This window comes from Caballeronia sp. LZ034LL (genome assembly GCF_031451215.1).
GTDB lineage: Bacteria > Pseudomonadota > Gammaproteobacteria > Burkholderiales > Burkholderiaceae > Caballeronia.
Genome location: NZ_JARUXR010000001.1, coordinates 2,381,277 through 2,404,361 on the forward strand (window position 1 = coordinate 2,381,277; position 23,085 = coordinate 2,404,361).

A 23,085-nucleotide genomic window follows, 5' to 3' on the forward strand; every position below is an offset into this window, starting at 1 on the left:
CTGCGTGACATATCGGTGACCTGGGCGTTCCGGACGTCCGGGCAGCGTCGCGCGCGGCGCGCGGACGCTTACAAACACCAGCGGACGTGCGTTGTCGGCCTGACCGAATCCAATCGCCCGATCATGAACGAACCCGCCGACTCCCTCGATATCTGGCTCATCCGCGTGCTGCGCACCTTGTTGCAGGAGCGCAGCGTTACGCAAACGGCCCAGCGGCTGAACCAGACCCAGCCGGCGATCAGCACGGCGCTGCGCCGCCTGCGCGAGATCCTGAACGACCCTATCCTGGTGCGCGGCAAGCAGGGCATGGTGCCGACCGAATACGGCGAGTCGCTGCTGGCGCCGGCACAGCGCGCGCTGCGCGAAGTGGAGTTCGTCGCGACCCCGCACGGCGATTTCGATCCGGCCAGTTCGCGCCGCACCTTCCGGCTCGCCGCGCCCGACTATCTGAACGATTTCTTCATGCCGACGCTCGTCGCCGCCTTTCGCGACGCGGCGCCGCACGCCCGGCTGGAGATCGAGTCGCTGAATCCGATGCGCGATCACGAACGCATGCTCGACCATGGCGAGATCGACGTGATGGTCGCGAACTGGACCAAGCCCGAGCCGCGCTTCGAACGCCGCGACCTGTTCTCCGACGTCTTCGTCTGCCTGATGCGCACGAACCATCCGCTTGCGCGCGAGCCGCTCACCATTGACCGCTATGCGCGCGCCGCGCATCTCGCGCCCACGCCGTACAGCGGCGGCCGGCGCCATCCGATCGACATCGGACTGGCGCGCGCGGGCATCGAGCGGCGCATCGTCACGACGATCCCCTACTTCGGCCTGGTGCCGCAGGTGCTGCTGCAGTCGGACCTGATCTTCACGGCGCCGCGCCGCTTCGCGCAGCACTATGCGTCGATGCTGCCGCTCGCCGTTCTCGAATCGCCGGTGCCGTTCCCGCGCATCAAGTGCTATCAGCTGTCGCTGCCGCAACCCGATCAACCCACCGACGTCGCGTGGCTGCGCACCTTGATTTCGACGGTGTCCGCCTCCCTCACCGGCAGGAAAGGCGCGGCGACGGCGACGAGCGCGCCCGACACACCCGACGCACCCGGCACACCCGACACGGACGACAGCGCCGAACTCGGCGAAGCAGAACTGCGGAAGTGAGCGTGTAGGCGGCGCGGCGGCAGGACTTTCGGTAGTATCCGAAGCCAACTGCCCGACCCCGACCATTCCCATGGATGCTCTCGACAAACTGATCCAGCTGGCGAATCTGTCCGGCGCGCTCGATCTGCGCTGCCTGCTGAGCGGACCGCTCGAACTCGATCACGCGCCCGCGCCGGCGGGCGAAGCGGTCTATCACGTCGTGCTGGACGGGGCCTGCGCGATCCTGCGTCCAGGTCATGCGCCGCTTGAACTGCGCGCCGGCGATATCTTTGTCCTGCCGCGCGGCGACGCGCACGTGCTGAGCATCGAGGCGCGCGATGCCGGCGCCTTGCGGGTTGAAGCTAACGGGGATGTGGAGAAGCGCGATAACGGCGCGGTGATCGTGAAGAGCAATTGCAGCGAGCGTGATCCGGCGGTCGACCTGCTGTGCGGCCGCTTCCTGTACGCGCCGCGCGCCTTGCTCGTCGATGTCCTGCCGGACGTCGTGCATGTGTCCTTCTCACGCACGTCCGCGCCCTATCTCGATCCGCTCGTGCAGACCATGCGGCGCGAAGCCGAGGATGCACAACTGGGCGCGCCGTCGATCGTCACGGCACTCTCCACCGCTCTCTTCACGATGGTGCTGCGCGCGTGGCTGGCCAGTCAGCCGTCGCTCGCGGGCGTGCTCGGCCTGCTTTCGAACCGGCGGCTCGGAGCATCGATCATCGCGATGCTGGAGCGCCCCGCCGAGCCGTGGACACTGGAGATGCTCGCCAAGGAAGCGGCGATGTCGCGCGCCACCTTCATGCGCGCCTTCTCCGCGCATTCGGAGAGCTCGCCGCTCGCACTGCTAAGTCACGTGCGCATGCAGCTCGCGAGCACGATGCTCACGCGCACCCGCAAGAGCATCGCCGACGTCGCGGCGGATGTCGGCTACCAGTCCGAGGCGGCTTTCAGCAAGCGTTTCAAGGAACTCTACGGCGTGGCGCCGGGACGCTTCCGGCAGGCCAACGGCATTACTTGAGCGTCGTCGTCACGCGGTTGCGCGGACGGTCTTCCACGCATCGGCGCCGTAGCGCGCGGTCATCTCGCGCACGCGCAGCAACTGCGCGGTGACTGCCAGCGCGATCGAGCCGGGCGCCTTGTCGACGATGCCTTCCACGCCGATCGGACAGGTGATCTCCGCCAGCCGGTCCGCCGCGACGCCGCGCTCCAGCAGACGGCGTTCGAACTTCACGCGCTTGGTCTTCGAGCCGATCAGCCCGAAATACGCGAAGTCGTCGCGCCGCATGATGCGCTGCGTGAGCGAGAAGTCGAGCGCGTGATCGTGCGTCATCACGATGAAGTAGGCGCCGGCGGGCGCTTCGTCGACGATGGCATCGGGCAGGTCGGTGGCTTCGACCTGCACGTTGGCCGGGACTTCGTCGGGGAACAGTTCGTCGCGCGCATCCACCCATTGCACGACGCACGGCAAGGTGCCGAGCACCTTCACGAGCGCATGACCCACATGGCCAGCGCCGAACAGGACGACGTGCATCATGAGCGTGCGCTCCTCACGGCGTTGACCGCCTTGAGGATCTCTTCGGCCGTCGCGGGCGCGTTGAGCGGCGGATTCACCGTGTGATCGCCGACTGCCGAGACGGCGTCGCGGATCGCGAAGAACACCGAGAACGGCAGCAGCAGCGGCGGCTCGCCGACCGCCTTCGAACGATGGATGCTGTCCTCGACGTTGCGGTTGTTGAACAGCTCGACGCGGAAGTCCGCGGGCATGTCGTTGGTGGTCGGGATCTTGTAGGTGGACGGCGCGTGGGTCATCAGCTTGCCCTGGTCGTTCCACCACAGTTCTTCCGTGGTCAGCCAGCCCATGCCCTGCACGAACGCGCCTTCCACCTGACCCTTGTCGAGTGCGGGATTGAGCGACGCGCCCACGTCGTGCAGCGCGTCCGCGCGCAGCACGCGCATCTCGCCGGTGAGCGTGTCGATCACCACTTCCGATACCGCCGCGCCGTACGAGTAGTAGAAGAACGGACGGCCCTGCATGGTCGCCTGATCCCAGTAGAGCTTGGGCGTGGCATAGAAGCCGTCGGACCACAGCTGGACGCGCGCGAGATAGGCCTTCTGCACGACTTCGCCGAACGGAATCGCATCGCCGCCGACGATCACGCGGTCGTTCGCGAAGCGCACTTCCTCGGCCGTCACCGTCCCGCCGCCGAACTTCTCGGCCGCGAACTTCGCAAGCCGCTCGCGCAACTGGCGCGCGGCGTCCTGCGCGGCCTTGCCGTTCAAATCGGTGCCGGTGGAAGCCGCCGTCGCCGATGTATTGGCCACCTTGCTCGTGTCGGTCGCCGTGACACGCACGCGTTCGAAGTTCACGCCGAGCTCGTGCGCGACCACCTGCGCGACCTTCGTGTTCAAGCCCTGGCCCATTTCCGTGCCGCCATGATTCACGAGCATGGAGCCGTCGGTATAGATGTGAACCAGCGCGCCGGCCTGGTTGAAGTGCGTCACGTTGAACGCGATGCCGAACTTCACCGGCGTCAGCGCCATACCCTTCTTCAGGATCTCGTTGCTGGCGTTGAAGGCGTTGATGGCTTCGCGGCGGCGGCGATAGTCGCTCGTCTCTTCCAGCTCGGCGATCAGTTCGTGGATGACGTTGTCTTCCACCGTCTGTCCGTACGGCGTCTGGTTGTTGTCCGTCTTGCCGTAGAAATTCGCGCGGCGCACGTCGAGCGAATCGCGCCCGACCGCACGCGCGACGTTGTCCATGATGTATTCGATCGCGAACGCGCCCTGCGGCCCGCCGAAGCCGCGGAACGCGGTGTTCGACTGCGTGTTGGTCTTGCCGCAATAGCCTTCGATCTTCACGTCCGACAGCCAGTAGGCGTTGTCGAAGTGGCACACGGCGCGCGTCATCACGGGACCGGACAGGTCGGCGGAAAAGCCGCAGCGCGATGTCATGTCGACGGCCACGCCTTCGATCTTGCCGTCGTCGTCGTAACCGACTTCGAAGTCATAGATGAAGTCGTGGCGCTTGCCGGTGATCATCATGTCGTCGTCGCGGTCCGGGCGCAGCTTCACCGGGCACAGCAGCTTCCATGCGGCCAGTGCGGCGCAGCACGCGAAAATGCCGGATTGCGATTCCTTGCCGCCGAAGCCGCCGCCCATGCGCCGGCATTCGACCAGCACGTTGTGCGAATGCACGTTCAGCACGTGGGCGACGAGATGCTGCATTTCCGTCGGGTGCTGCGTCGAGCAGTAGACGTGCATGCCGTCGTCGTCCTTCGGCACGGCGTAGGCAATCTGGCCTTCCAGGTAGAACTGTTCCTGGCCGCCCAGCTTCATCGCCCCGCGCTCGTGGTGCGCGGCCTGCGCCATGCGGCCGGCGGCGTCGCCACGCGAGAGCTTCAGCGGGTTCAGCACGTAGGACTCGGCCTTGCGCGCGTCGGCCGGCGTGAGCACCGGCACCAGATCCTCGAATTCGACCTTCGCGCGGCGCGCAGCAAGACGCGCGGTGTCGTGCGACGTCGCGACAACGATGAACATCGGCTGGCCGACGAACTGCACGACGCCCTGCGCGAGCACCGGATCGTCGTGGATGATCGGGCCGCAGTCGTTGACGCCGGGAATGTCGTCGGCGGTGAAGACGGCGACGACGCCCGGCGTCGCGCGCACGGCGTCGAAGTTCATCGACACGATCTTCGCGTGCGCCTTCGGGCTCGTGCCGAGCGCCGCGTGCAGCGTGCCCGCGACGATCGGAATGTCGTCGGTGTAGCTGGCGCGCCCGCTCACGTGCAGATGCGCCGACTCATGCGGACGCGATACGTGGACCTGCTTGAAATCGCCCGCTTCGTTCGCGAGCGACTTGGCTTCGGCGAGGAAAGCTTCTGCTTGCTGATTCATGTTCGTCTCCCCTTCTTACTTCGCTTCGACCAGTTCGATGGCGCGCACATCCAGCTTCGACTTGTCCAGCGGATCGTTCGGGCGCGTCTCCAGCCAGAAGCGATACAACAGGCTCTTGGCCGTGTCGAGACGGTAGTCGCTGCTCGCGCGCATGTCGGTGAGCGGCTGGTAGTCCTTGCTCAATGCAATCATCGCGGCCTGGACGGTGGCTTCGTGCCACTGGGCATCGGCGAGAATGGCTTCGGCATGCGCGGCGCGCTTCGGCGTCGCGGCCATGCCGCCATAGGCCAGGCGCGGCTCGCGGATGAATTCGCCATCGGCGATGAACGAGAACGCGGCGTAGACGGCGGAAATGTCGGAGTCGAAGCGCTTCGAGAGCTTGTACGCGCGGAACTGGCGCTTCGCATGCTGGCCCGCGCGGGTCGGCACCCGGATGGCCGCGACGAACTCGTTCGCCGCCATGTCCTTCTTCTGATACGCGATATACAGGTCTTCGAGCGGCATCTCGCGCGTGCCGTTCACGCTCTGCAGCACGACGTGCGCGTTCAGCGCGATGAGACCCGGCATCGAATCGCCGATCGGCGAGCCATTGGCGACGTTGCCGCCAAGCGTTCCCGCATTGCGGATCGGCAGCGACGCGAAGCGCAATTGCGTTTCCTCGAGCTCCGGATAGGTCTTGACGAGTTCCGCGTAGGCGCGTTCGAGCGACACGCCCGCGCCGATCTCGATCCACTCGCCGGTCGTCTCCAGGCGCTTGAGCGCGTCGATCTGCCCGACATAGGCGATGTCGCCGAGATCGCGCAGCTGCTTCGTCACCCACAGGCCGACATCGGTGCTGCCCGAAAGAATCCGCACGTCCGGATTGCTGTCCTTGAGCGCGGCGAGCGCCTCGACGGTGCGCGGCGCGTCGAAACGGCGGCCCGCGTGTTCGTAATGGAAGGTATCGGTGCGGCGGATGCTGTCGAGCGAACGCGCGAGCGCCGGAACGTTGACGGGCGCGAGCGGCGCGTGATCGAACATCTGCTCGGCGGCGTCGATGATCGGCCGATAGCCCGTGCAGCGGCACAGGTTGCCGGTCAGCGCGTCGCTGATCTCCTGGCGCGAGGGCTTCGACTTCTCGCAGGCGCCTGCGCAACCGGTGGTCGCATGACCGTGCTTTTCATAGAGCGCGAACATCGACATGGCGAATCCCGGGGTGCAGAAACCGCACTGCGAGCCGTGGCAGTCGACCAGTGCGCGCTGTACCGGATGCAGCGTGCCGTCGGGCTGGCGCAGGTCTTCGACGGTGAAGAGGGCGCGGCCGTCGAGCGTCGGCAGGAACTGCACGCACGAATTGACGGCCTTGAACGCGACGCCGCCCTGGCCGTCCGGCTCGCCGATGACCACGGTGCACGCGCCGCAGTCGCCTTCCGCGCAGCCCTCCTTGGTGCCGGTGCAGCGCGCGTCTTCGCGCAGGTATTGCAGGACGGTGCGCGTCGTCGCTGCGTCGCTCACTTCCTGGATCGCGTTGCGGTGATAGAAGCGGATCGGCTGGCTCATGGGGATGTGGGCTCTTCGATGCTGTTCTGCTGGTTGCGCGGGGTGCGCAGCCGGTGGCATGCGCGACAGGGACGAACGGTTGGGCCGGTCCTGCCGCCTCGATGGTTCGAAAGCTATCACTGCCAAAATCCGCAACCCATAGGTGACATTGCATGGTGGGCATACTCCTGTCCCGATATGCCGTCAAAGCCTTACGCGACAAGGCTCGGGCCGATGCCGTCCGATCGTTCGGACAGGCGTTTTGTCCCACCTGGTTACAAAACCGGCGCGACGCTGCGACGCAACATATGTGACAATCACGCCTTCGCGCCGAATACAAGCCCGCAATTTCCCTATGTCCACCGAGCCCCGCTCCGCCGCCGCGCCGCAAGGCGACTTCGCCGTCACGCTGCGCATCCTGCCCGTCGTGCTGTACACGTTCCTGTGCTACCTGACCATCGGCATTCCGCTGGCGGTGCTGCCGGGCTTCGTGCATACGGATCTCGGCTACGGCTCGGTGATGGCCGGCGCGGCGATCAGCGTGCAGTATCTCGCCACGCTGATGTCGCGGCCGCTCGCGGGCCGCACCGCCGACACCCTCGGTCCCAAGAAAACCGTGCTGTACGGACTGGCGGCCTGTGCCGTGAGCGGCGTGCTGCTGCTGGGCTCGGCGCTCGCGGCGCAATGGCACGTGGCGAGCCTGGTGCTGCTGGTGATCGCGCGGCTCGTGCTCGGCTTCGGCGAAAGCTGGGTGGGCACCGGTTCGATCACGTGGGGCATCGGGCGCGTGGGCGTGACGAACAACGCGAAGGTGATCTCGTGGAACGGCATCGCGACGTATGGCGCGCTGGCGATCGGCGCGCCGCTGGGCGTGGCGATCGATCATGCGTTGGGGTTCGCGGTGCTCGGGCTGCTCGTGATCGCGCTGGGCGGCTTCGGCTACTGGCTCGCGACGCGCATGGCCAGCGTACCGATCGTGCATGGCGAGCGCATGTCATATCGCAGCGTGTTCTTCCGCGTGCTGCCGCATGGCCTCGGCCTGGCGCTGGGTTCGGCGGGCTTCGGTTCGATCGCCACCTTCATCACGCTGTACTACGCGGCGCACAACTGGCCGAACGCGGCGCTGTCGCTCACCGTGTTCGGCACGATGTTCATCGGCGCGCGCCTGCTGTTCGCCAACACGATCAAGGCCTACGGCGGCTTTCGGGTGGCAATCGTGTCGTTCGCGTTCGAATGCGCCGGCCTGCTGATGCTGTGGCTCGCCGCGGAACCGACCTTCGCGCTTGCGGGCGCGGCGCTGACCGGCTTCGGCTTTGCGCTCGTGTTTCCGGCGCTCGGCGTGGAAGCGGTCGGACTCGTGCCGCCGGCCAGCCGGGGCGCGGCGTTGTCGGCCTATTCGGTGTTCCTGGATTTGTCGCTCGGGCTGACCGGGCCGCTCGCCGGGTATGTCGCGGGCGAATTCGGCTACGGCTCGGTGTTCCTGTTCGCCGCGCTGGCGGCGGCCGCGGCGGTGGCGCTTTCCGTGGCGCTGTATGTGCGCACGGGACGCGGCGTGGGCGGACCGGCGACGGCTTGATTGCTTCTGCGACCGGCGACCGGCGAGCGGCTGCAATCCTGATTCCGATGCTGGGATCACCGTCTTCCGGCAACACCTTCGCAGTGCATGATCGATGAACACGGGATCGTCGCCGCTGTCCTGAAGGCAGGCTTCAAATGACCGGCGGAATCCCACGGTCTTGTCCTGATCCTGCCTGGCGTCATTGACTGCTCCATGTGAAGGCGAATTCTGGATCGTGTGAACCGAAGGACGTGCCGAAAGCCGCTCCGAAACCACGTGATCGCAGACAGTATAAGAATCCGCGCGACCTTCGTCACCGAGGTTTGTCTTAAAATCGCCGCTTGGCCCCTCTGCGTCCGCTTATGAACTCGACATCGGAAGACCGTTGGCGCGACTTGCGCCCGGACCCGGACAGCGACACCCCGCTCTATCTCCAGCTCGCCCGCAAGCTCGCCAACGCCATCCACGAGAATCGCTGGAACGCAGGCGAGGCACTGCCCTCCGAACGCGTCCTGTCCGATGCGCTCGGCGTATCGAGGATCACCTCCCGCAAAGCCATCGCGCTGCTCGTCGAGCAAGGGCTGATCCGGCGCGAGCAAGGCGCGGGCAGCTTCATCACGCCGCGCTATGAAGACCCGCTTTCACGCTTGTCGAGCTTTTCGGAGATGCTCAGGCGGCGCGGCTTCACTCCCAGTTCCAAGTGGCTCTCGCGCAGCATCGAGCCCGCCAATCGCGAAGAGGTCATCCAGCTCGGCCTCTCGCCCGCCGCGGCGGTGACGCGCCTGAAGCGCCTGCGTCTCGCCGACGACATCGTCATGGCCGTCGAGAACTCCACCTTTCCGGCCGCCTGCATTCCCGAGCCGCAGGCCATCGGCGATTCGCTCTACAGCTATCTCGACTCGCGCGGCCTCTCGATCGTGCGCGCGCTCCAGCACTTCCGCGCGGTGAACGCGAGCCAGGAGATCGCCGCGCAGATGGGCATCGCGCCGCACGACGCGCTGCTGCTCATCACGCGCGTGGGCTACACGGCGGACCAGCGCGCCATCGAACTCACCGACACCTACTGTCGCAACGACTACTACGACTTCGTCGCGGAACTCCGCAAATAAGCGTCCCATGACCGATATCGCAACACGCACGCCGTCCGACCGCTCGCTGTCCGTCATGCTGTGGATCGTCGCGACGGGCTTCTTCATGCAGACGCTGGACTCGACGATCGTCAACACCGCACTCCCCGCGATGGCCCGCAGCCTCGGCGAAGCGCCGCTGCGCATGCAGGGCGTCGTGATCGGATACTCGCTCACGATGGCGATGATGATCCCCGTCTCCGGCTGGCTCGCGGACAAGCTCGGCACGCGGCGCGTGTTCTTCAGCGCGATCCTCGTGTTCACCATCGGCTCCCTGCTCTGCGCCAAGGCCCAGTCGCTGCAGGCGCTGGTGGCGTTCCGCGTCGTGCAAGGCATCGGCGGCGCGATGCTGCTGCCGGTCGGACGGCTCGCGGTGCTGCGCGTGTTTCCCGCCGAACGCTATCTGTCGGCGCTGGCCTTCGTCGCGATTCCGGGGCTGATCGGTCCGCTCATCGGCCCGACGCTCGGCGGCTGGCTGGTGCAGATCGCCTCGTGGCACTGGATCTTCCTGATCAACGTGCCGGTCGGCATCGTCGGCTGCATCGCGACCAACATGTACATGCCCGACAGCCGCAATCCCGCCACCGCGCCGTTCGATCTCGCGGGCTACCTGCTGCTGGCCATCGGCATGGTGTCGCTCACGATCTCGCTCGACGGCCTCGCCGATCTCGGCTTGCAGCACGCCATCGTCATCGTGCTGCTGGTGCTGTCGTTCGGCTGCTTCGTCGCCTACGGCCTGCACGCGACGCGCGCCCCTCAGCCGATCTTCTCGCTCGATCTGTTCAAGATCCACACTTTCAGCGTCGGGCTGCTCGGCAATCTGTTCGCGCGGATCGGCAGCGGCGCTATGCCGTATCTGATTCCGCTGCTGCTGCAGGTGAGTCTCGGCTACACGGCGTTCCAGGCCGGCATGATGATGCTGCCTGTGGCTGCCGCCGGCATGCTGTCGAAGCGCGTAGTGACGCGGCTGATCGAGCGGCGCGGCTACCGGCGCGTGCTGGTGGTGAACACGGTGCTCGTCGGACTGATGATGGCGAGCTTCTCGCTGGCCAGCGCGCACCAGCCGCTGTGGCTGCGGCTCGTGCAGCTGGCGGTGTTCGGCGCCGTCAACTCCGTGCAGTTCACGGCGATGAACACGCTCACGCTGAAGGATCTCGGCACGGGCGGCGCGAGCAGCGGCAACAGCCTGTTCTCGCTCGTGCAGATGCTCTCGATGAGTCTCGGCGTGACCGTCGCCGGCGCGATCCTCGCGACCTTCACGAATCTGCTGCCGCAGGTGACCGCGTCGAATTCGCTGCCGGCCTTTCACGCGACGTTTCTCTGCGTGGGCGTCATCACGGCGGCGACGGCGTGGATCTTCGCCCAGCTCGCGCCCGAAGTGCGCTCGGCGCCGCGCAAGCCCGATCCGTCGGAAGCCAACTAGACGGAACACTGGACCGCGCACCGGGAGCGCGCACCGCGCCGGTGCCCGCGCGCACAGCGGCGCGGCGCGCGCTCCCGGGTGTGCGGCATGATCCGCGTATCCGCACACGAATTGTCGCGGGCATGCCGCCGCAAGCCTTCCGGGAGCCGCTTGCCGCTTGAATTTGCACGCTTTTTGCTCGAACGGAGGTAAGCCGTTCCTGTAAACTAGCGCTGTTCAGTTTCCCTGCCCCGATGCCTCGACACCATGAGCATGGTTGATCTCGACCCTCCCCGCTTTCAGCCGCCGCGCCCCGTCGCGGGCGACGACGGCTCGCGACGCACCGTGCTGTACGGCGAATACACCGTCTTCAGCGTATTTCAGCCCGTGTTCTCGGTGTCGCACCGGCGCGCCATCGGCTATCACGCTTCGCTGCGCGCCCGCGACGACACGCATCGTCATGTGCCGTCGCACGAAGTCTTCACCCAGGCCGCGCGGCGCGGCGATCTGCTCGAACTCGGACGGCTCGCCGAATCCCTTCATCTCGGCAACTTCAACGCGTTCGACAGTCATGACGAATGGCTCTTCCTGAGCCTGCATCCCGCCGCGCTGATGGACATGAGCTACGGCGACGCGCTGGTCGCGGCGCTGAAGGACATTGGCCTGTCACCGCAGCGCGTGGTGCTGGAGGTGCCCGAGCAGGCCGGCGGCGAAACGACGCGCTTCACCGAGATCATCGATTCGCTGCGCAAGTCGGGCTTTCTGATCGCGCTGGACGGTTTCGGCGTCAAGCATTCGAACATCGATCGCGTGTGGCAATTGCGGCCCGACATCGTGACGCTCGACCGCTGCATCCTCCAGCAGGCCACCGAGCATTCGCATATCGAGCGCGTGCTGCCGCGGCTCGTGTCGCTGCTGCACGAGTCCGGCCAGCTCGTGCTGATGGGCGGTCTCTCCACCGAACGTGACGCGTTGATCGCGCTGGAGTGCAACGTGGATTTCGTGCAGGGCGCATATTTCGCGCAGCCGAGCGTCGATGCCGTGCATCCGCAAGTTGCGGCGAGCGTGATGGATGCGTTGACGGCGGCGTCGCGCGAGCGCATCGGCGCGCGCGAGCGGGCCCAGGCCACGCGTCTCGAACCGTATGTGAGCGGGCTTGAACGGGCATCGGTGAAACTGATGGAAGGTGAAACGCTCGTTGCGGCTACGAGCGAACTGCTGCAACTCGCCGACACCGCCCGCTGCTTCCTGCTCGATCAGGCCGGACGGCAGATCGGCGATAACGTGGTGCCCATCGTGCGCACGTCGCAGCGCGCGAAACGCTTCAGCCCGCTGCTGCATTCCGAAGGCGCGAGCTGGGAGCGGCGCCCGTATTTCATCGAGGCGCTGCGTGCGCCGGGACGGGTTCAGTTGACGGCGCCGTATCTGTCGATCAACGAGGCGCATCTGTGCGTGACAGCGTCGATCGCGGCGCAGACGCCTTATGGATTGCAGGTGCTGTGCGTCGACATCAACTGGGAAGCGGTGCCGCGACGGCGGTAGCGGGTTGCGCATCGCGCCTGATTGACGGAGCGGAAGCCTTCCATTGGGGAGGCTTTTTTGTTTCTGGAATCAGGCGTTGTGGTCGGGTTCGGGGCGGACGAGATCGAAGCCTGCCAGCATGACCACGCCGGAGAGCACGATCAACGCGACGGAATGACGTCCGAAATACAGCAGTGCGGCGGCGGACCAGGCTGCGAAGCAGAGGCCTGCGAGGTGTTTCATGGCGGTGGTGCGGGGATCCAAAGCGCTATTTTAGGGTTTTGGGATTTGTCGCGCTTGGATGGGGCGTGCAGTCTGCTAACATTCGTTAAAACTACGCGGAGCGGGTGACAAAAGCGTAGCGCCGCCCAGGAAATCGGGTCCCACCTGGAGTGGGTGTTTCACCTCACGGTGGATAGAGAGTCCCGCATACAACGGCTGCCCTTGGGCAGCCGTTGGTCTTTTTGAGCTCGACGCCCCCATCCCCGCCCCGCATAAGTGCCATTGTCCGAGTTACAAAAACAAAAAAGCCGCAATCGAACTCAATCGATGCGGCTCTTGCCGAAGCGGCCCACAGGGCCGCAACAACCCAAAACTTACGCGCCGAAATTCTTGGCAGCGAAGTCCCAGTTCACGATGTTCCAGTAAGCCTCGATGAACTTCGGACGTGCATTGCGATAGTCGATGTAATACGCGTGTTCCCACACGTCGATGGTCAGCAGCGCCTTGGCGTCCGTCGTCAGCGGCGTGGCGGCGTTGCTCGTCGACACGATGTCGAGGCTGCCGTCGGTCTTCTTCACGAGCCAGGTCCAGCCCGAACCGAACGTGCCGGTGGCAACCTTGGCGAACTCTTCCTTGAACTTGTCGAACGAGCCGTACTTCGCGTTGATCGCGTCAGCCAGCGCGCCGGTCGGTGCGCCGCCGCCCTGCGGCGAAAGGCTGTTCCAGAAGAACGTGTGGTTCCAGACCTGAGCCGAGTTGTTGAACACGCCGCCCGACGACTTTTTCACGATTTCTTCGAGCGACAGGTTCTCGAATTCGGTACCCGGGATCAGCTTGTTCAGATTGGTCACATAGGTCTGGTGATGCTTGCCATAGTGATACTCGAGCGTTTCTTCCGACATGTGCGGAGCGAGCGCGTTCTTTTCGAACGGCAGCGGCGGGAGCTTATGTTCCATGATGCGAGCCTTCCTTTCTATGTGGAATGTGTGTTTGCGGGGGAGTGAGGCAGTGGAGCAATGGATTGTAGGCGAGTTGGGATAACCCAGCAAACCGTGTGCCCTTTATGAGTAAGATCGATTTCCAATCGCCTTCGACGGCGTAAAAAGTGCTTCCACGGGCGACACGGCGCCCTTCAATGTACGCCTGAACATGTGATTTTTCAGGCGTCAGAATTCATCCGACAGACGCGGCTGGACATCGGCGAGCAACACATCCGCCGATCCTTCCGCCAGATGCACCGTCAACGGACGCTTCGGCTTCAATGCGTTCGGCGCACGCATCGCGCGTCCCGTCTGGGCATCGATCAACGCCGCGTAGCCGCGTTCCAGCGTGCGCTGCGGACTGAGCACCTGCAACCTCGCCGCCAGCTCCGACACACACGCTCGCTCGCGCTCCGCACGGCGCTCGCTCGCGCGTTGCAGGCGCTGCGCGAGTCTCGACACCTGCTCGCGCGCCGCGCCCACGTCAGGCCGTTTGCGCTGCCAGCGATACTGAACCAGCGCGAAGTGCGCGCGCGCATCGCGCACAGGCCGCGCCCCCGCCGACACCAGACGCCCCGACAGTTGCCGCAGATGCTCACGCTGCCGCGCCAGCCGCTCAGCGGGACTGACGAGCCGGCGCGCCAGCCAGTCGAGTTGCTGGGCGCGGCGTTCCATCGCGCGGCCGAAACCGCGCGCGAGCGCCGCATGACGATGATCGAGTTCGCGCAACAGCAGCACGCGTTGCGGACTCACGAGCTCGGCGGCGGCCGTGGGCGTCGGGGCGCGGACATCGGCGGCGAAATCGGCGATGGTGAAATCCGTCTCGTGGCCGACGCCGCTCACCACCGGCAGCGCGCTCTCGGCAATCGCGCGAGCCAGCACTTCTTCGTTGAAGGCCCACAGATCCTCGATCGACCCGCCGCCGCGGCATACGATCAGCACATCCACCTCGCGCCGCGCATTGGCGGCTTCGACCATCGCGGCGAGCTTCGCGCTGACGCCCGCGCCTTGCACCGGCGCCGGATACACCACCACCGGCACGTGCGGCGCGCGCCGCGCCAGGGTCGTGAGCACGTCGCGCAGCGCCGCCGCCTGCAACGACGTCACGATGCCGATGCCGCGCGGATGCGACGGCAGCGCGCGCTTGCGCTCGGCCGCGAACAAGCCTTCGCCTTCGAGCTGCGCCTTGAGCCGCAGGAACGCTTCGTAGAGCCGTCCCTGTCCGGTACGGCGCACCGCCTCGACGTTCAGTTGCAGTTCACCGCGCGGCTCGTACATCGTGACGAGCGCGCGCACCTCGATGCGGTCGCCTTCGCGCGGCGTGAACTCGGCGTATTGCGCGCGGCCGCGGAACATCACGCAACGCATCTGCGCGCCCGCGTCCTTGATCGAGAAATACCGGTGGCCGCTCGCCGCCCGCGTGAAGTTCGACACCTCGCCCGACACCCAGACGAGTGGAAAGCTGCGCTCGAGCATCGAACTGATCGCGCGATTGAGCGCTGAAACGGGAATGACGGCTTCGCCGCCTGGCGATGGCAGGGAATCGGGAGTCATGGCTGAACCGGAAAGAAACAGGCCGCTACGGCTGATTGGCCCAATGGACAAGAACCGCTCGGCGAGGTACGGCAGTGTAGCAAGTGTCCACACAGAAAGACTTACCGGCCCCGGCGCCGCGCGCCCGCGAAAGCTTTAGGATTCGTCCTAAGTCGTTGATTTTGCAAAAATAGATTGATATGAACACTGTCTTCGCCGAAGCAACTCTTTCCTGACGCGGCTTGCTGCGCCCGGTTCCGGAAGTTTTTCACAGAGTTATCCACAGGCGCGCAGTGCCGAAGCCGGGCTCGGGAACGACCGGGCGACTGGCGCGCACGGCCCGCGCGCGCTAGAGTGCCGGGTTCCAGCCGCGGCCGGGCACGCTTGCGCCATCGAGGCGCGCGGCCGCCGTCGCCGGTCGATCCGTTCAACGCCAACCGACACTCGAGGAGCTGCCGTTGCACGCCACGCCTTATCCGCTTTGTTCCGCTTCTGTCCCGCCCGCGTTCCGCGTAAAGGCGGTCCATGTCTGATTTCAAGCCGCCGGTCGAAAACTTCCTCGCCCGCGAGTGGCGCCGCCGCGGTCCGGTCGCCTGGGCGCTGACGCCCTTCGCCTGCGTGTTCGGCGCAATCGCAGCGCTGCGCCGCGCCTGTTTCGAACTCGGCTGGCTCAAGCGTATCGACGTGGGCGTGCCGGTGGTCGTCGTCGGCAATGTGACGGTGGGCGGCACGGGCAAGACGCCGACCGTCATCGCGCTGGTCGAAGCGCTGCGCGCCGCCGGCTTCCAGCCGGGCGTGGTGTCGCGCGGCTACGGTGCGAAAGTGCCAAAGCCGCTCAGCGTGACGCCGGCCAGCGAGGCCGCGCAGGTCGGCGACGAACCGCTCCTGATCGCGCGCCGCACCCACGCGCCGGTGTTCGTCTGCCCGGACCGCGTGGCCGCCGCGCGAGCGCTGCTCGCGGCGCATCCGAATGTCGACGTCCTCGTGTCCGACGACGGCCTGCAGCACTATCGGCTGGCCCGCGCGTTCGAACTCGTCGTCTTCGACGACCGTCTGGGCGGCAACGGCTTCCTGCTGCCGGCGGGCCCGTTGCGCGAGCCGATGTCGCGCCGCCGCGATGCGACGCTCATCAACAGTCCCTACGAGCGCACCTTGCCGCCGTGGCCGGACACCTTCTCGCTCGACCTCGAGACCGGCGACGCATGGCTGCTCGACGATCCCTCGGTACGCCGGCCGCTCGGCGAGTTCGCCGGCGAGCGGGTGACGGCGGCGGCGGGCATCGGTTCGCCCGAGCGCTTTTTCGCGACGCTGCGCGCGGCGGGCATTGCACCCGCGACGCGCGCGTTCCCGGATCACTACGCCTATCGCGAGAATCCGTTCGCCGGCGTGGAGGCGGATGCGATCCTGATCACCGAAAAGGATGCAGTAAAATTGGGCGCCTGGCGCGACGCACGCATCTGGGTCGTTCCGGTGCAAGCCGTGCTCCGGCCGCGCCTCATCGCTCTTGTTGTGGAGAAACTCCGTGGACGCACGTCTGCTTGAAATCCTCGTTTGTCCGATCTGCAAAGGCCCGCTCAGCTATGACCGCGCCGCGCAGGAACTCGTCTGCAGCGCGGACAAGCTCGCCTACCCGATCCGCGACGGCATTCCCGTGATGCTCGTCGATGAAGCGCGCCAGACCGTCGAGGGCACGCCCGTCGAACCGATCCAGCCACTCAAGCCGGCCGGCGACGTCTGATTCAGCCTGAACATGCCTGACATGTCCGTACCGTTCATCGCCGTCGTTCCCGCACGCCTCGCGTCCACCCGTCTGCCCAACAAGCCGCTCGCCGATATCGGCGGCAAGCCGATGGTCGTGCGCGTCGCCGAGCGCGCGCGCGAATCGGGCGCGCGCCAGGTGATCGTCGCGACCGACTCGGACCGCGTGGTCGAAGCCGCGCGCGATCACGGCATCGAAGTGATGTTGACGCGTTCGGATCACCCCACTGGCACGGACCGCCTCGCCGAAGTCGCAACCCGGCTCGGCTGGGCCGACGACACCATCGTCGTCAACGTGCAGGGCGACGAACCGCTGATCGATCCGCAACTCGTCCGCGACGTGGCGTCGCACCTCGCGGCGTTTCCCGCCTGCGCGATCGCGACCGCCGCGCATCCGATCCACGATCCCGCCGACGTCTTCAATCCCAACGTGGTGAAGGTCGTGCTCGATGCGAAGAGCATCGCGCTGTACTTTTCGCGCGCGCCGATTCCCTGGACGCGCGATCTCTGGCAGCCGCACTGGCCGGACGTCGCCGCGCTCGGACAACTGCCCGCGGTGCCGGACAACGTGCTGCGCCACATCGGCCTGTACGCCTATCGCGCGAAGTTCCTGCGCGACTTTCCGAATCTCGCGCAGGCGCCGATCGAGGCCGCCGAAGCGCTCGAACAACTGCGTGCGCTGTGGCATGGCGAACGCATCGCGGTGCGCGTGACGCAGGATGCGCCGCCGCCGGGCGTCGATACGCCCGCCGATCTCGCCCGCGTCCAAGCACTCTTCCCCGCGTCGAGCTGAAACACTGAAAGCCTGAGACAACCCGTGTAAACCCCGCCGGAACGCCCGGCCGGCGCGGTTCTCGGGGTTTCCTATGCGCGTTATTACGGTCGCGGCCGTAAAGAGCCGTGGCATAATCGAACGATTGCGCGAGCCTTCCGGCCAGCGCCACGCTCAACGTTGCGCCGCTGTCCGCAGGTGCCCGCCGTCTCCCATCGGCTGCGCGCCCTGTCGTCGACGCCGCACGAGCCAGGCCTTCGGATATCAACGAGCCTCGCGGCGTGAAGCGGTTTCTAGACGATTCGGAGATATCACCATGCGTTTGATCCTGTTGGGGGCACCCGGTGCGGGCAAGGGCACCCAGGCAAACTTCATCAAGGAAAAATTCGGCATTCCGCAGATTTCCACCGGCGACATGCTGCGCGCGGCCGTCAAGGCAGGCTCGCCGCTCGGCGTCGAGGCGAAGCGCTTCATGGACGCGGGCGAACTGGTGCCGGACTCGCTCATCATCAATCTCGTGAAGGAACGCCTGCAGTCCGACGACTGCAAGAACGGCTATCTGTTCGACGGTTTTCCGCGCACGCTGCCGCAAGCCGAAGCGATGAAGGACGCGGGCGTCGCCATCGACTACGTGCTCGAGATCGACGTTCCCTTCGACGAAATCATCACGCGCATGAGCGGCCGCCGGGTTCACGCGGCGTCGGGCCGGACGTACCACGTCAAGTTCAATCCGCCGAAGGTGGACATGACCGACGACGTCACCGGCGAACCGCTGATCCAGCGCGACGACGACAAGGAAGAGACCGTGAAGAAGCGTCTCGACGTGTATGTCGCGCAGACCAAGCCGCTGATTTCGTACTACAACGACTGGGCGAAGAACGGCACCGCGCCGAATGGCCTGAAGGCGCCGGCGTATCGTGCGATCTCCGGTCTCGGCACCGTCGATGAAATCCGCACGCGCGTGTTCGACGCGCTGAAGTAAGCGCGCTTCGCTTCGCGTTCTTCGCGTTCTCCAGAACCCGCTTCCCACGAGCGGGTTTTTTTACGCCTGCCGATCGCGGGCGCGGCGAGCGGCTTCGCTACAATCGACGCGGCTCCCACAAGGACACCAAGGACACACTTCCGGCGAGCGGCATCCACCCCGCCCTCGCCTGCACGCATCACACAAAGGAGAAGAGACATGGAGATTCAGGGCAACGTGTTCCTCATCACCGGCGGCGCATCGGGCCTGGGCGCCGCGACGGCGCGCCTCGTCGCGTCGCTCGGCGGCAAGGTCGTGCTCGCCGACATGAACGAGGCCGCGGGCGAAGCGCTGGCGAAGGAACTGTCGGGCGCGTTCGTCAAGTGCGACGTGAGCCAGGAAAGCGACGGTCAACGCGCCATCGAATCGGCGCTGGCGCTCGGCACGCTGCGCGGCCTCGTGAACTGCGCGGGCATCGCACCGGCGGCGAAGACCGTGGGCCGCGACGGCCCGCATGCGCTCGATCTGTTCTCGAAGGTGATCGCGGTCAATCTCATCGGCACCTTCAACATGATCCGGCTCGCGGCCAACGTGATGTCGAAGAACGAGCCCAACGGCGCGGGCGAACGCGGCGTGATCGTGAACACGGCGTCGGTCGCCGCCTACGACGGGCAGATGGGCCAGGCGGCCTATGCGGCCTCGAAGAGCGGCGTGGCGGGCATGACGCTGCCCATCGCCCGCGACCTGAGCAGGAGCGGCATTCGCGTGATGACCATCGCGCCGGGCCTGTTCGAGACGCCGATGCTGCTCGGCATGCCGCAGGAGGTGCAGGACGCGCTCGGCGCGATGGTGCCGTTCCCGCCGCGCCTCGGCAAGCCCGACGAATACGCGATGCTCGTCAAGCAGATCTTCGACAACCCGATGCTCAATGGCGAAGTGATCCGTCTGGACGGCGCGATCCGCATGCAGCCGAAGTGATGGCGTTTCAGTTGTGAAAACGGCGGGTTTCTTTCGACGCCCGCCGTTTTATATTCAGTCGCCGTTTTGCTGGGTGCGCTGCCGCAGCTCGTGCAGTTCGGTTTCGACGACCGTCGCGTCCTCCGCGTCGGGCCGATGTTCGATGTAGCGCTGCAAGTCCTCCAGCGCCGGACGCAAATAATCGAGCCGCGCATAGGCGAAGCCGCGGTCGCGCACTTCCTCGATGCTGTGCGGCAACGTGATCACCAGCCGCTCCTGCACCGCGAGCAAGCGCTGCCAGCGCTCCGTCTGCAGATAGATGGACTTGAGGTTGCGCAGCATGCGCGCGACGATCTCGCGCCGCGTCGCGGGCTGCAACAGCACGCGCAACGCACTGCCGATCGATTCGCCGGCACGCTGCACGTACGGCTCCAGCATCTCGACCATCTGCGCCTCGGAGAGCGTCTGGCCGGTGGTCGGATCGAGCATCAGATCTTCCGCGGGCAACGCGACGCGCAGCAGGAAATGCCCCGGGAACGACACGCCGCGCACCGGCAGGCCGAGCTGGTCGGCCATTTCCAGATAGATCACCGCGAGCGAAATCGGAATGCCGCGCCGGCGCCGCAGCACGACATTCAGATGGCTGTTGTCGGGATCGTAGTAATCGTTGAGATTGCTGGAGAAACCCAGCTCGCGGAAAAAATATCGGTTGAGCGCATCGACGCGCGTCCGGACGTCAGCGTCGTCGGGCAGGCGGCGGCGGGCGCGCACGACCAGCTCGTCGATCTCGGCAAGCACGGTCTGCATGTCGAGATCCGGGTACGCGTCCTGGGCCAGCGACAAACCGGCTTCCGTGAGCGGAAGCGTGTCGTCGTCCGCCATCAGCGACGAGAAGTAGTCGAGGATACGCGTTGTCGTCATCAAAGCGTGCGTCTCTTGAAGTAGGCGTACTTGAAGCCCATCGCGGAAAGAATACCGAAATATAGCGCCGCGAACACGACCAGGCTCGCGCCCAGCAGTGCGATGCGCAGCATCGGGGTGGCGCGCATGCCGATCCAGTCGAAATTGATCGCCACCCAGTGCATCACGCCCGCAAGAATCAGGCACGCGCCGAGCAACTGCACGACAAAACGCGCCCAGCCCGCGGATGGCCGGTAGATCTGGCGGCGGCGCAGGCCCACGAACAGCAGCGACGCATTGGCGAGCGCGCCGAGGCCGATCGACAGCGTCAGGCCCGCATGGGAAAAGATCGGCACGAACAGGTAATTGCTCACCTGGGTCATGACCAGCACGAAGATCGCGATCTTCACCGGCGTCTTGATGTCCTGCTTCGCGTAAAAGCCCGGCGCCAGGATCTTGATGAGGATCAGGCCGATCAGCCCGATGCCGTACGCCGACAGCGCGCGGCCCACCATGACAACCGAATGACTGTCGAACTTGCCGTAGTGGAAGAGCGTCGCGGTGAGCGGCTCGGCGAAGAAGAACAGCGCGACCGCGCTCGGCGCGGCCAGCAGGAAGGTGATGCGCAGGCCCCAGTCGAGCAGCGCGGAGTATTCGTCGTTATTGGCGTCGACGTGCGCCTTCGAGAGGCTCGGCAGCAGGATGGTGCCGAGCGCCGCGCCCAGCAGCGCGGTGGGGAATTCCATCAGGCGGTCGGCGTAGTTGATCCACGACACGGCGCCCGGCCCGATGTTCGACGCAATGTTCGTGTTGATGATGAGGCTCAGCTGCCCGACCGAGACGGCGAAGGTCGCGGGCACCATCTTGAGCAGCACGCGCTTGACGCCCGGATGCGCGAGCGCGCGCCGGAAGTTGAAGCCGATGCGCGGCATCATGTCGATCTTCTTCAGGCCCGGCAGCTGCACGAGCAACTGCAGGATGCCCCCGGCGATCACCGCGTAGGCGAGCGCATACACCGGCACCTTCAGGTGCGGCGCGACGAACACCGCCGCGAAGATGAACGCCACGTTGAGCAGCACCGGCGCGAACGCGGGCAGCGAGAACTGCTTGTAGGTGTTGAGCACGCCGGACGCGAGCGTCGTCATCGAGATGAAGACGATGTACGGGAACATGATGCGCGTCATCTCGACGGCAAGGCCGTACGCGGCGCCTTCGTGCGCAAGCCCCGACGCGACCGCGAACACGACCCAGCTCGCCCCCGCCATGCCCGCCAGCGACAGCACGACGAGCCCCCAGGTCAGCACGGTCGACATGGCGTTGACGAGCGCCTTGGTCGGATCGTGGCCCTGGCTGTTCTTGAACTCGGCGAGGATTGGCACGAACGCCTGCGCGAACGCACCCTCGGCGGACAGACGCCGCAGCAGGTTGGGGATACGGAACGCGACGTAGAACGCGTCGGTATAGAGACTGGCGCCGAAGGCTCGGGCGATCAGCGTTTCGCGGATCAGGCCGGTCACGCGGGACAGCAGCGTGAAGCCGCTGACCGTCAGTAGGGCTCGGAATAGATTCATGGGGCGCTCATTATACGGGCCACGTGCGGCGCGTCTGCGACACACCGCCGCTCGCTGGCGGCAAAGCCCGCAACCTTGACCGATCGTGCCAATCCTGCGCGCCATCGCACGGATGACGTCGCGCTTGTCACGATTCCGGTTCCGTTGCTATAATCGCGGGTTTCGAAGCTCCGAAAACGCCCGGATTGCCCGGATTGCCCCTCGGGTATCCCTTGCATATCCGGATCCGTGTAGCTTCGCGTCTCTCCCCGGCTCCGGCCGGCGAAGTATCAGCGGTTCTCGGGCCATCACAACGCTGCGTCGCTGCACGCGTTCCCGGGATTTCAGGCAAGACAAACAGGACAAGGCAGCACGCCCGAATGACCGGCTCAGGCCAGTTCAAGGCCCTCTCCGGCCGGCGCGCTCCACACTAGTAACAGCAGAAACAGGACAAGGAACCGTCATGGCAAATACCGCACAAGCTCGCAAGCGCGCCCGTCAGGCCGCTAAAGCCAATTCGCACAACTCGGCGCTGCGCTCGAAGTTCCGCACGGCCATCAAGGCAGTTCGCAAGGCTATCGACGCCGGCGACCAGGCCAAGGCTGCCGAAGTGTACAAGTCGTCGGTCAAGACGATCGACATCATCTCGGACAAGAAGATCGTCCACAAGAACAAGGCCGCTCGTCACAAGAGCCGCCTGGCTGCAGCCATCAAGGGCCTGCAAGCCCCGGCTGCCCAGTAATTCCGGCCCGCTTCGCGCGGGCGCCGCACGCTTCCCGCGTTCCGGCGTTCGTCGAAGCAGCTTCCTGTTTCCGCTGCGCAGTAACGAAAAAGCCCGCTTCGGCGGGCTTTTTTGCGTCTGCTCGACTCAAGCCGGCTTACGGCTGGGCGTGCGGACTTCCAGTGTCCGGCACCTCGGATTCCTGCTTCGGCTGCTCGTGCGCCGGCTGGGACGGGGCGCCCGACGCGCCCTGCGTGCCATGATGCGGCGGCAATTCACACGCCTCGGTCACGAGCAGGTCGTTGTCTTTCGCGAAGTTCAGCACGAAGTCGAAGGCCATCGGCTCGATGTCGCGCAACCGGGAATCGACGATCACGACCTTGATGTCGCCGATCATCGTCGGACGAACGTAGATGGAATATTGCAGCCGTGCGTTCGGCCCTCTTGCCTTCGGACCGAATCCCGACATCACACCGCACAGGCGCTCCGACCAGTCGCTCGGCCGAAACTTCCTCCCGTTCTTGGTGATGCCTTGTATGAAATATTCGGTAGGGGATGATTCAGCCATGTAGCA

At 65.8% G+C, this 23,085-nt stretch carries 20 protein-coding genes and 1 pseudogene; 12 read left to right on the forward strand and 9 right to left on the reverse strand.

What is annotated here, in order from left to right:
• Nucleotides 1–123 precede the first annotated feature (123 nt).
• A complete protein-coding gene (locus tag QCE83_RS10905) occupies nucleotides 124–1,152 on the forward strand; it encodes a LysR family transcriptional regulator (RefSeq protein ID WP_309809578.1) in 1,029 nt (342 codons plus the stop codon).
• 70 nt (nucleotides 1,153–1,222) lie between these two features.
• Nucleotides 1,223–2,155: an AraC family transcriptional regulator gene (locus QCE83_RS10910; RefSeq protein ID WP_309809579.1), complete on the forward strand. Its 933-nt coding sequence runs from the start codon at nucleotides 1,223–1,225 to the stop codon at nucleotides 2,153–2,155.
• A gap of 9 nt (nucleotides 2,156–2,164) precedes the next feature.
• Here QCE83_RS10910 and xdhC read toward each other — a convergent pair whose 3' ends face one another.
• From xdhC to xdhA, 3 genes are read right to left on the reverse strand one after another with little or no spacing between them, the layout of a single operon-like run.
• Nucleotides 2,165–2,671, reverse strand: coding sequence for a xanthine dehydrogenase accessory protein XdhC (xdhC, locus tag QCE83_RS10915; RefSeq protein WP_309809582.1), 507 nt, complete (start codon nucleotides 2,669–2,671; stop codon nucleotides 2,165–2,167).
• Complete coding sequence (gene xdhB / locus QCE83_RS10920; RefSeq protein WP_309809584.1) at nucleotides 2,668–5,031, reverse strand: xanthine dehydrogenase molybdopterin binding subunit; 2,364 nt, start codon at nucleotides 5,029–5,031, stop codon at nucleotides 2,668–2,670. Before xdhB ends, xdhC begins: the two co-directional genes overlap by 4 nt.
• A gap of 15 nt (nucleotides 5,032–5,046) precedes the next feature.
• A complete protein-coding gene (xdhA, locus tag QCE83_RS10925) occupies nucleotides 5,047–6,570 on the reverse strand; it encodes a xanthine dehydrogenase small subunit (protein WP_309809586.1) in 1,524 nt (507 codons plus the stop codon).
• 334 nt (nucleotides 6,571–6,904) lie between these two features.
• On the opposite strand from xdhA, the gene QCE83_RS10930 reads away from it, so the two are divergent.
• The 4 genes from QCE83_RS10930 to QCE83_RS10945 all read left to right on the forward strand — a co-directional run bounded on the left by QCE83_RS10930 (nucleotide 6,905) and on the right by QCE83_RS10945 (nucleotide 12,178).
• Nucleotides 6,905–8,125 (forward strand): MFS transporter, encoded by a 1,221-nt coding sequence (locus tag QCE83_RS10930; RefSeq protein WP_309809588.1) that lies wholly within the window; start codon nucleotides 6,905–6,907, stop codon nucleotides 8,123–8,125.
• 344 nt (nucleotides 8,126–8,469) lie between these two features.
• Complete coding sequence (locus QCE83_RS10935; RefSeq protein WP_309809590.1) at nucleotides 8,470–9,216, forward strand: GntR family transcriptional regulator; 747 nt, start codon at nucleotides 8,470–8,472, stop codon at nucleotides 9,214–9,216.
• Nucleotides 9,217–9,223: 7 nt separating this feature from the next.
• Nucleotides 9,224–10,657 carry a multidrug transporter subunit MdtD gene (gene mdtD, locus QCE83_RS10940; protein ID WP_309809592.1) on the forward strand — a complete coding sequence of 478 codons (1,434 nt, stop codon included), beginning with the start codon at nucleotides 9,224–9,226 and terminating at the stop codon, nucleotides 10,655–10,657.
• A 246-nt stretch (nucleotides 10,658–10,903) separates the two neighbouring features.
• Nucleotides 10,904–12,178 (forward strand): EAL domain-containing protein, encoded by a 1,275-nt coding sequence (locus QCE83_RS10945; protein ID WP_309809595.1) that lies wholly within the window; start codon nucleotides 10,904–10,906, stop codon nucleotides 12,176–12,178.
• Between the two features lie 69 nt (nucleotides 12,179–12,247).
• On the opposite strand, the gene QCE83_RS10950 is transcribed toward QCE83_RS10945, so the two are convergent.
• From QCE83_RS10950 to xseA, 3 genes are all read right to left on the reverse strand, one after another.
• The gene (locus QCE83_RS10950; protein WP_309809597.1) at nucleotides 12,248–12,400 is read right to left on the reverse strand and encodes a hypothetical protein; all 153 of its coding nucleotides are present in this window, start codon (nucleotides 12,398–12,400) and stop codon (nucleotides 12,248–12,250) included.
• A gap of 353 nt (nucleotides 12,401–12,753) precedes the next feature.
• Complete coding sequence (sodB, locus tag QCE83_RS10955; RefSeq protein ID WP_309809599.1) at nucleotides 12,754–13,335, reverse strand: superoxide dismutase [Fe]; 582 nt, start codon at nucleotides 13,333–13,335, stop codon at nucleotides 12,754–12,756.
• Between the two features lie 210 nt (nucleotides 13,336–13,545).
• Nucleotides 13,546–14,913: an exodeoxyribonuclease VII large subunit gene (gene xseA, locus QCE83_RS10960; RefSeq protein WP_309809601.1), complete on the reverse strand. Its 1,368-nt coding sequence runs from the start codon at nucleotides 14,911–14,913 to the stop codon at nucleotides 13,546–13,548.
• Between the two features lie 504 nt (nucleotides 14,914–15,417).
• Between xseA and lpxK the strand changes: the two genes are divergently transcribed.
• From lpxK to QCE83_RS10985, 5 genes are all read left to right on the forward strand, one after another.
• Nucleotides 15,418–16,434 carry a tetraacyldisaccharide 4'-kinase gene (lpxK, locus tag QCE83_RS10965; RefSeq protein ID WP_309809603.1) on the forward strand — a complete coding sequence of 339 codons (1,017 nt, stop codon included), beginning with the start codon at nucleotides 15,418–15,420 and terminating at the stop codon, nucleotides 16,432–16,434.
• Entirely contained in the window at nucleotides 16,415–16,630 is a 216-nt protein-coding gene (locus QCE83_RS10970; protein WP_309809605.1) for a Trm112 family protein, read from the forward strand. Before lpxK ends, QCE83_RS10970 begins: the two co-directional genes overlap by 20 nt.
• A gap of 21 nt (nucleotides 16,631–16,651) precedes the next feature.
• Nucleotides 16,652–17,443: a 3-deoxy-manno-octulosonate cytidylyltransferase gene (gene kdsB, locus QCE83_RS10975; protein ID WP_309809606.1), complete on the forward strand. Its 792-nt coding sequence runs from the start codon at nucleotides 16,652–16,654 to the stop codon at nucleotides 17,441–17,443.
• Between the two features lie 295 nt (nucleotides 17,444–17,738).
• Nucleotides 17,739–18,404, forward strand: coding sequence for an adenylate kinase (gene adk, locus QCE83_RS10980; protein WP_309809608.1), 666 nt, complete (start codon nucleotides 17,739–17,741; stop codon nucleotides 18,402–18,404).
• Between the two features lie 198 nt (nucleotides 18,405–18,602).
• Nucleotides 18,603–19,361, forward strand: a complete 759-nt coding sequence (locus QCE83_RS10985) for a 3-hydroxyacyl-CoA dehydrogenase (RefSeq protein WP_309809610.1) — start codon at nucleotides 18,603–18,605, stop codon at nucleotides 19,359–19,361.
• A gap of 54 nt (nucleotides 19,362–19,415) precedes the next feature.
• Here QCE83_RS10985 and QCE83_RS10990 read toward each other — a convergent pair whose 3' ends face one another.
• The gene (locus QCE83_RS10990; RefSeq protein ID WP_309809612.1) at nucleotides 19,416–20,261 is read right to left on the reverse strand and encodes a SirB1 family protein; all 846 of its coding nucleotides are present in this window, start codon (nucleotides 20,259–20,261) and stop codon (nucleotides 19,416–19,418) included.
• On the reverse strand, nucleotides 20,261–21,811 hold the full coding sequence (gene murJ / locus QCE83_RS10995; RefSeq protein WP_309809614.1) for a murein biosynthesis integral membrane protein MurJ: 1,551 nt from the start codon (nucleotides 21,809–21,811) through the stop codon (nucleotides 20,261–20,263). Before murJ ends, QCE83_RS10990 begins: the two co-directional genes overlap by 1 nt.
• 442 nt (nucleotides 21,812–22,253) lie before the next feature.
• On the opposite strand from murJ, the gene rpsT reads away from it, so the two are divergent.
• Nucleotides 22,254–22,532 carry a 30S ribosomal protein S20 gene (gene rpsT, locus QCE83_RS11000; RefSeq protein ID WP_309809616.1) on the forward strand — a complete coding sequence of 93 codons (279 nt, stop codon included), beginning with the start codon at nucleotides 22,254–22,256 and terminating at the stop codon, nucleotides 22,530–22,532.
• 229 nt (nucleotides 22,533–22,761) lie between these two features.
• On the opposite strand, the pseudogene QCE83_RS11005 reads toward rpsT, so the two are convergent.
• Nucleotides 22,762–23,079: pseudogene (locus QCE83_RS11005) on the reverse strand (DUF3579 domain-containing protein); the annotation flags it as partial.
• Nucleotides 23,080–23,085 lie beyond the last annotated feature (6 nt).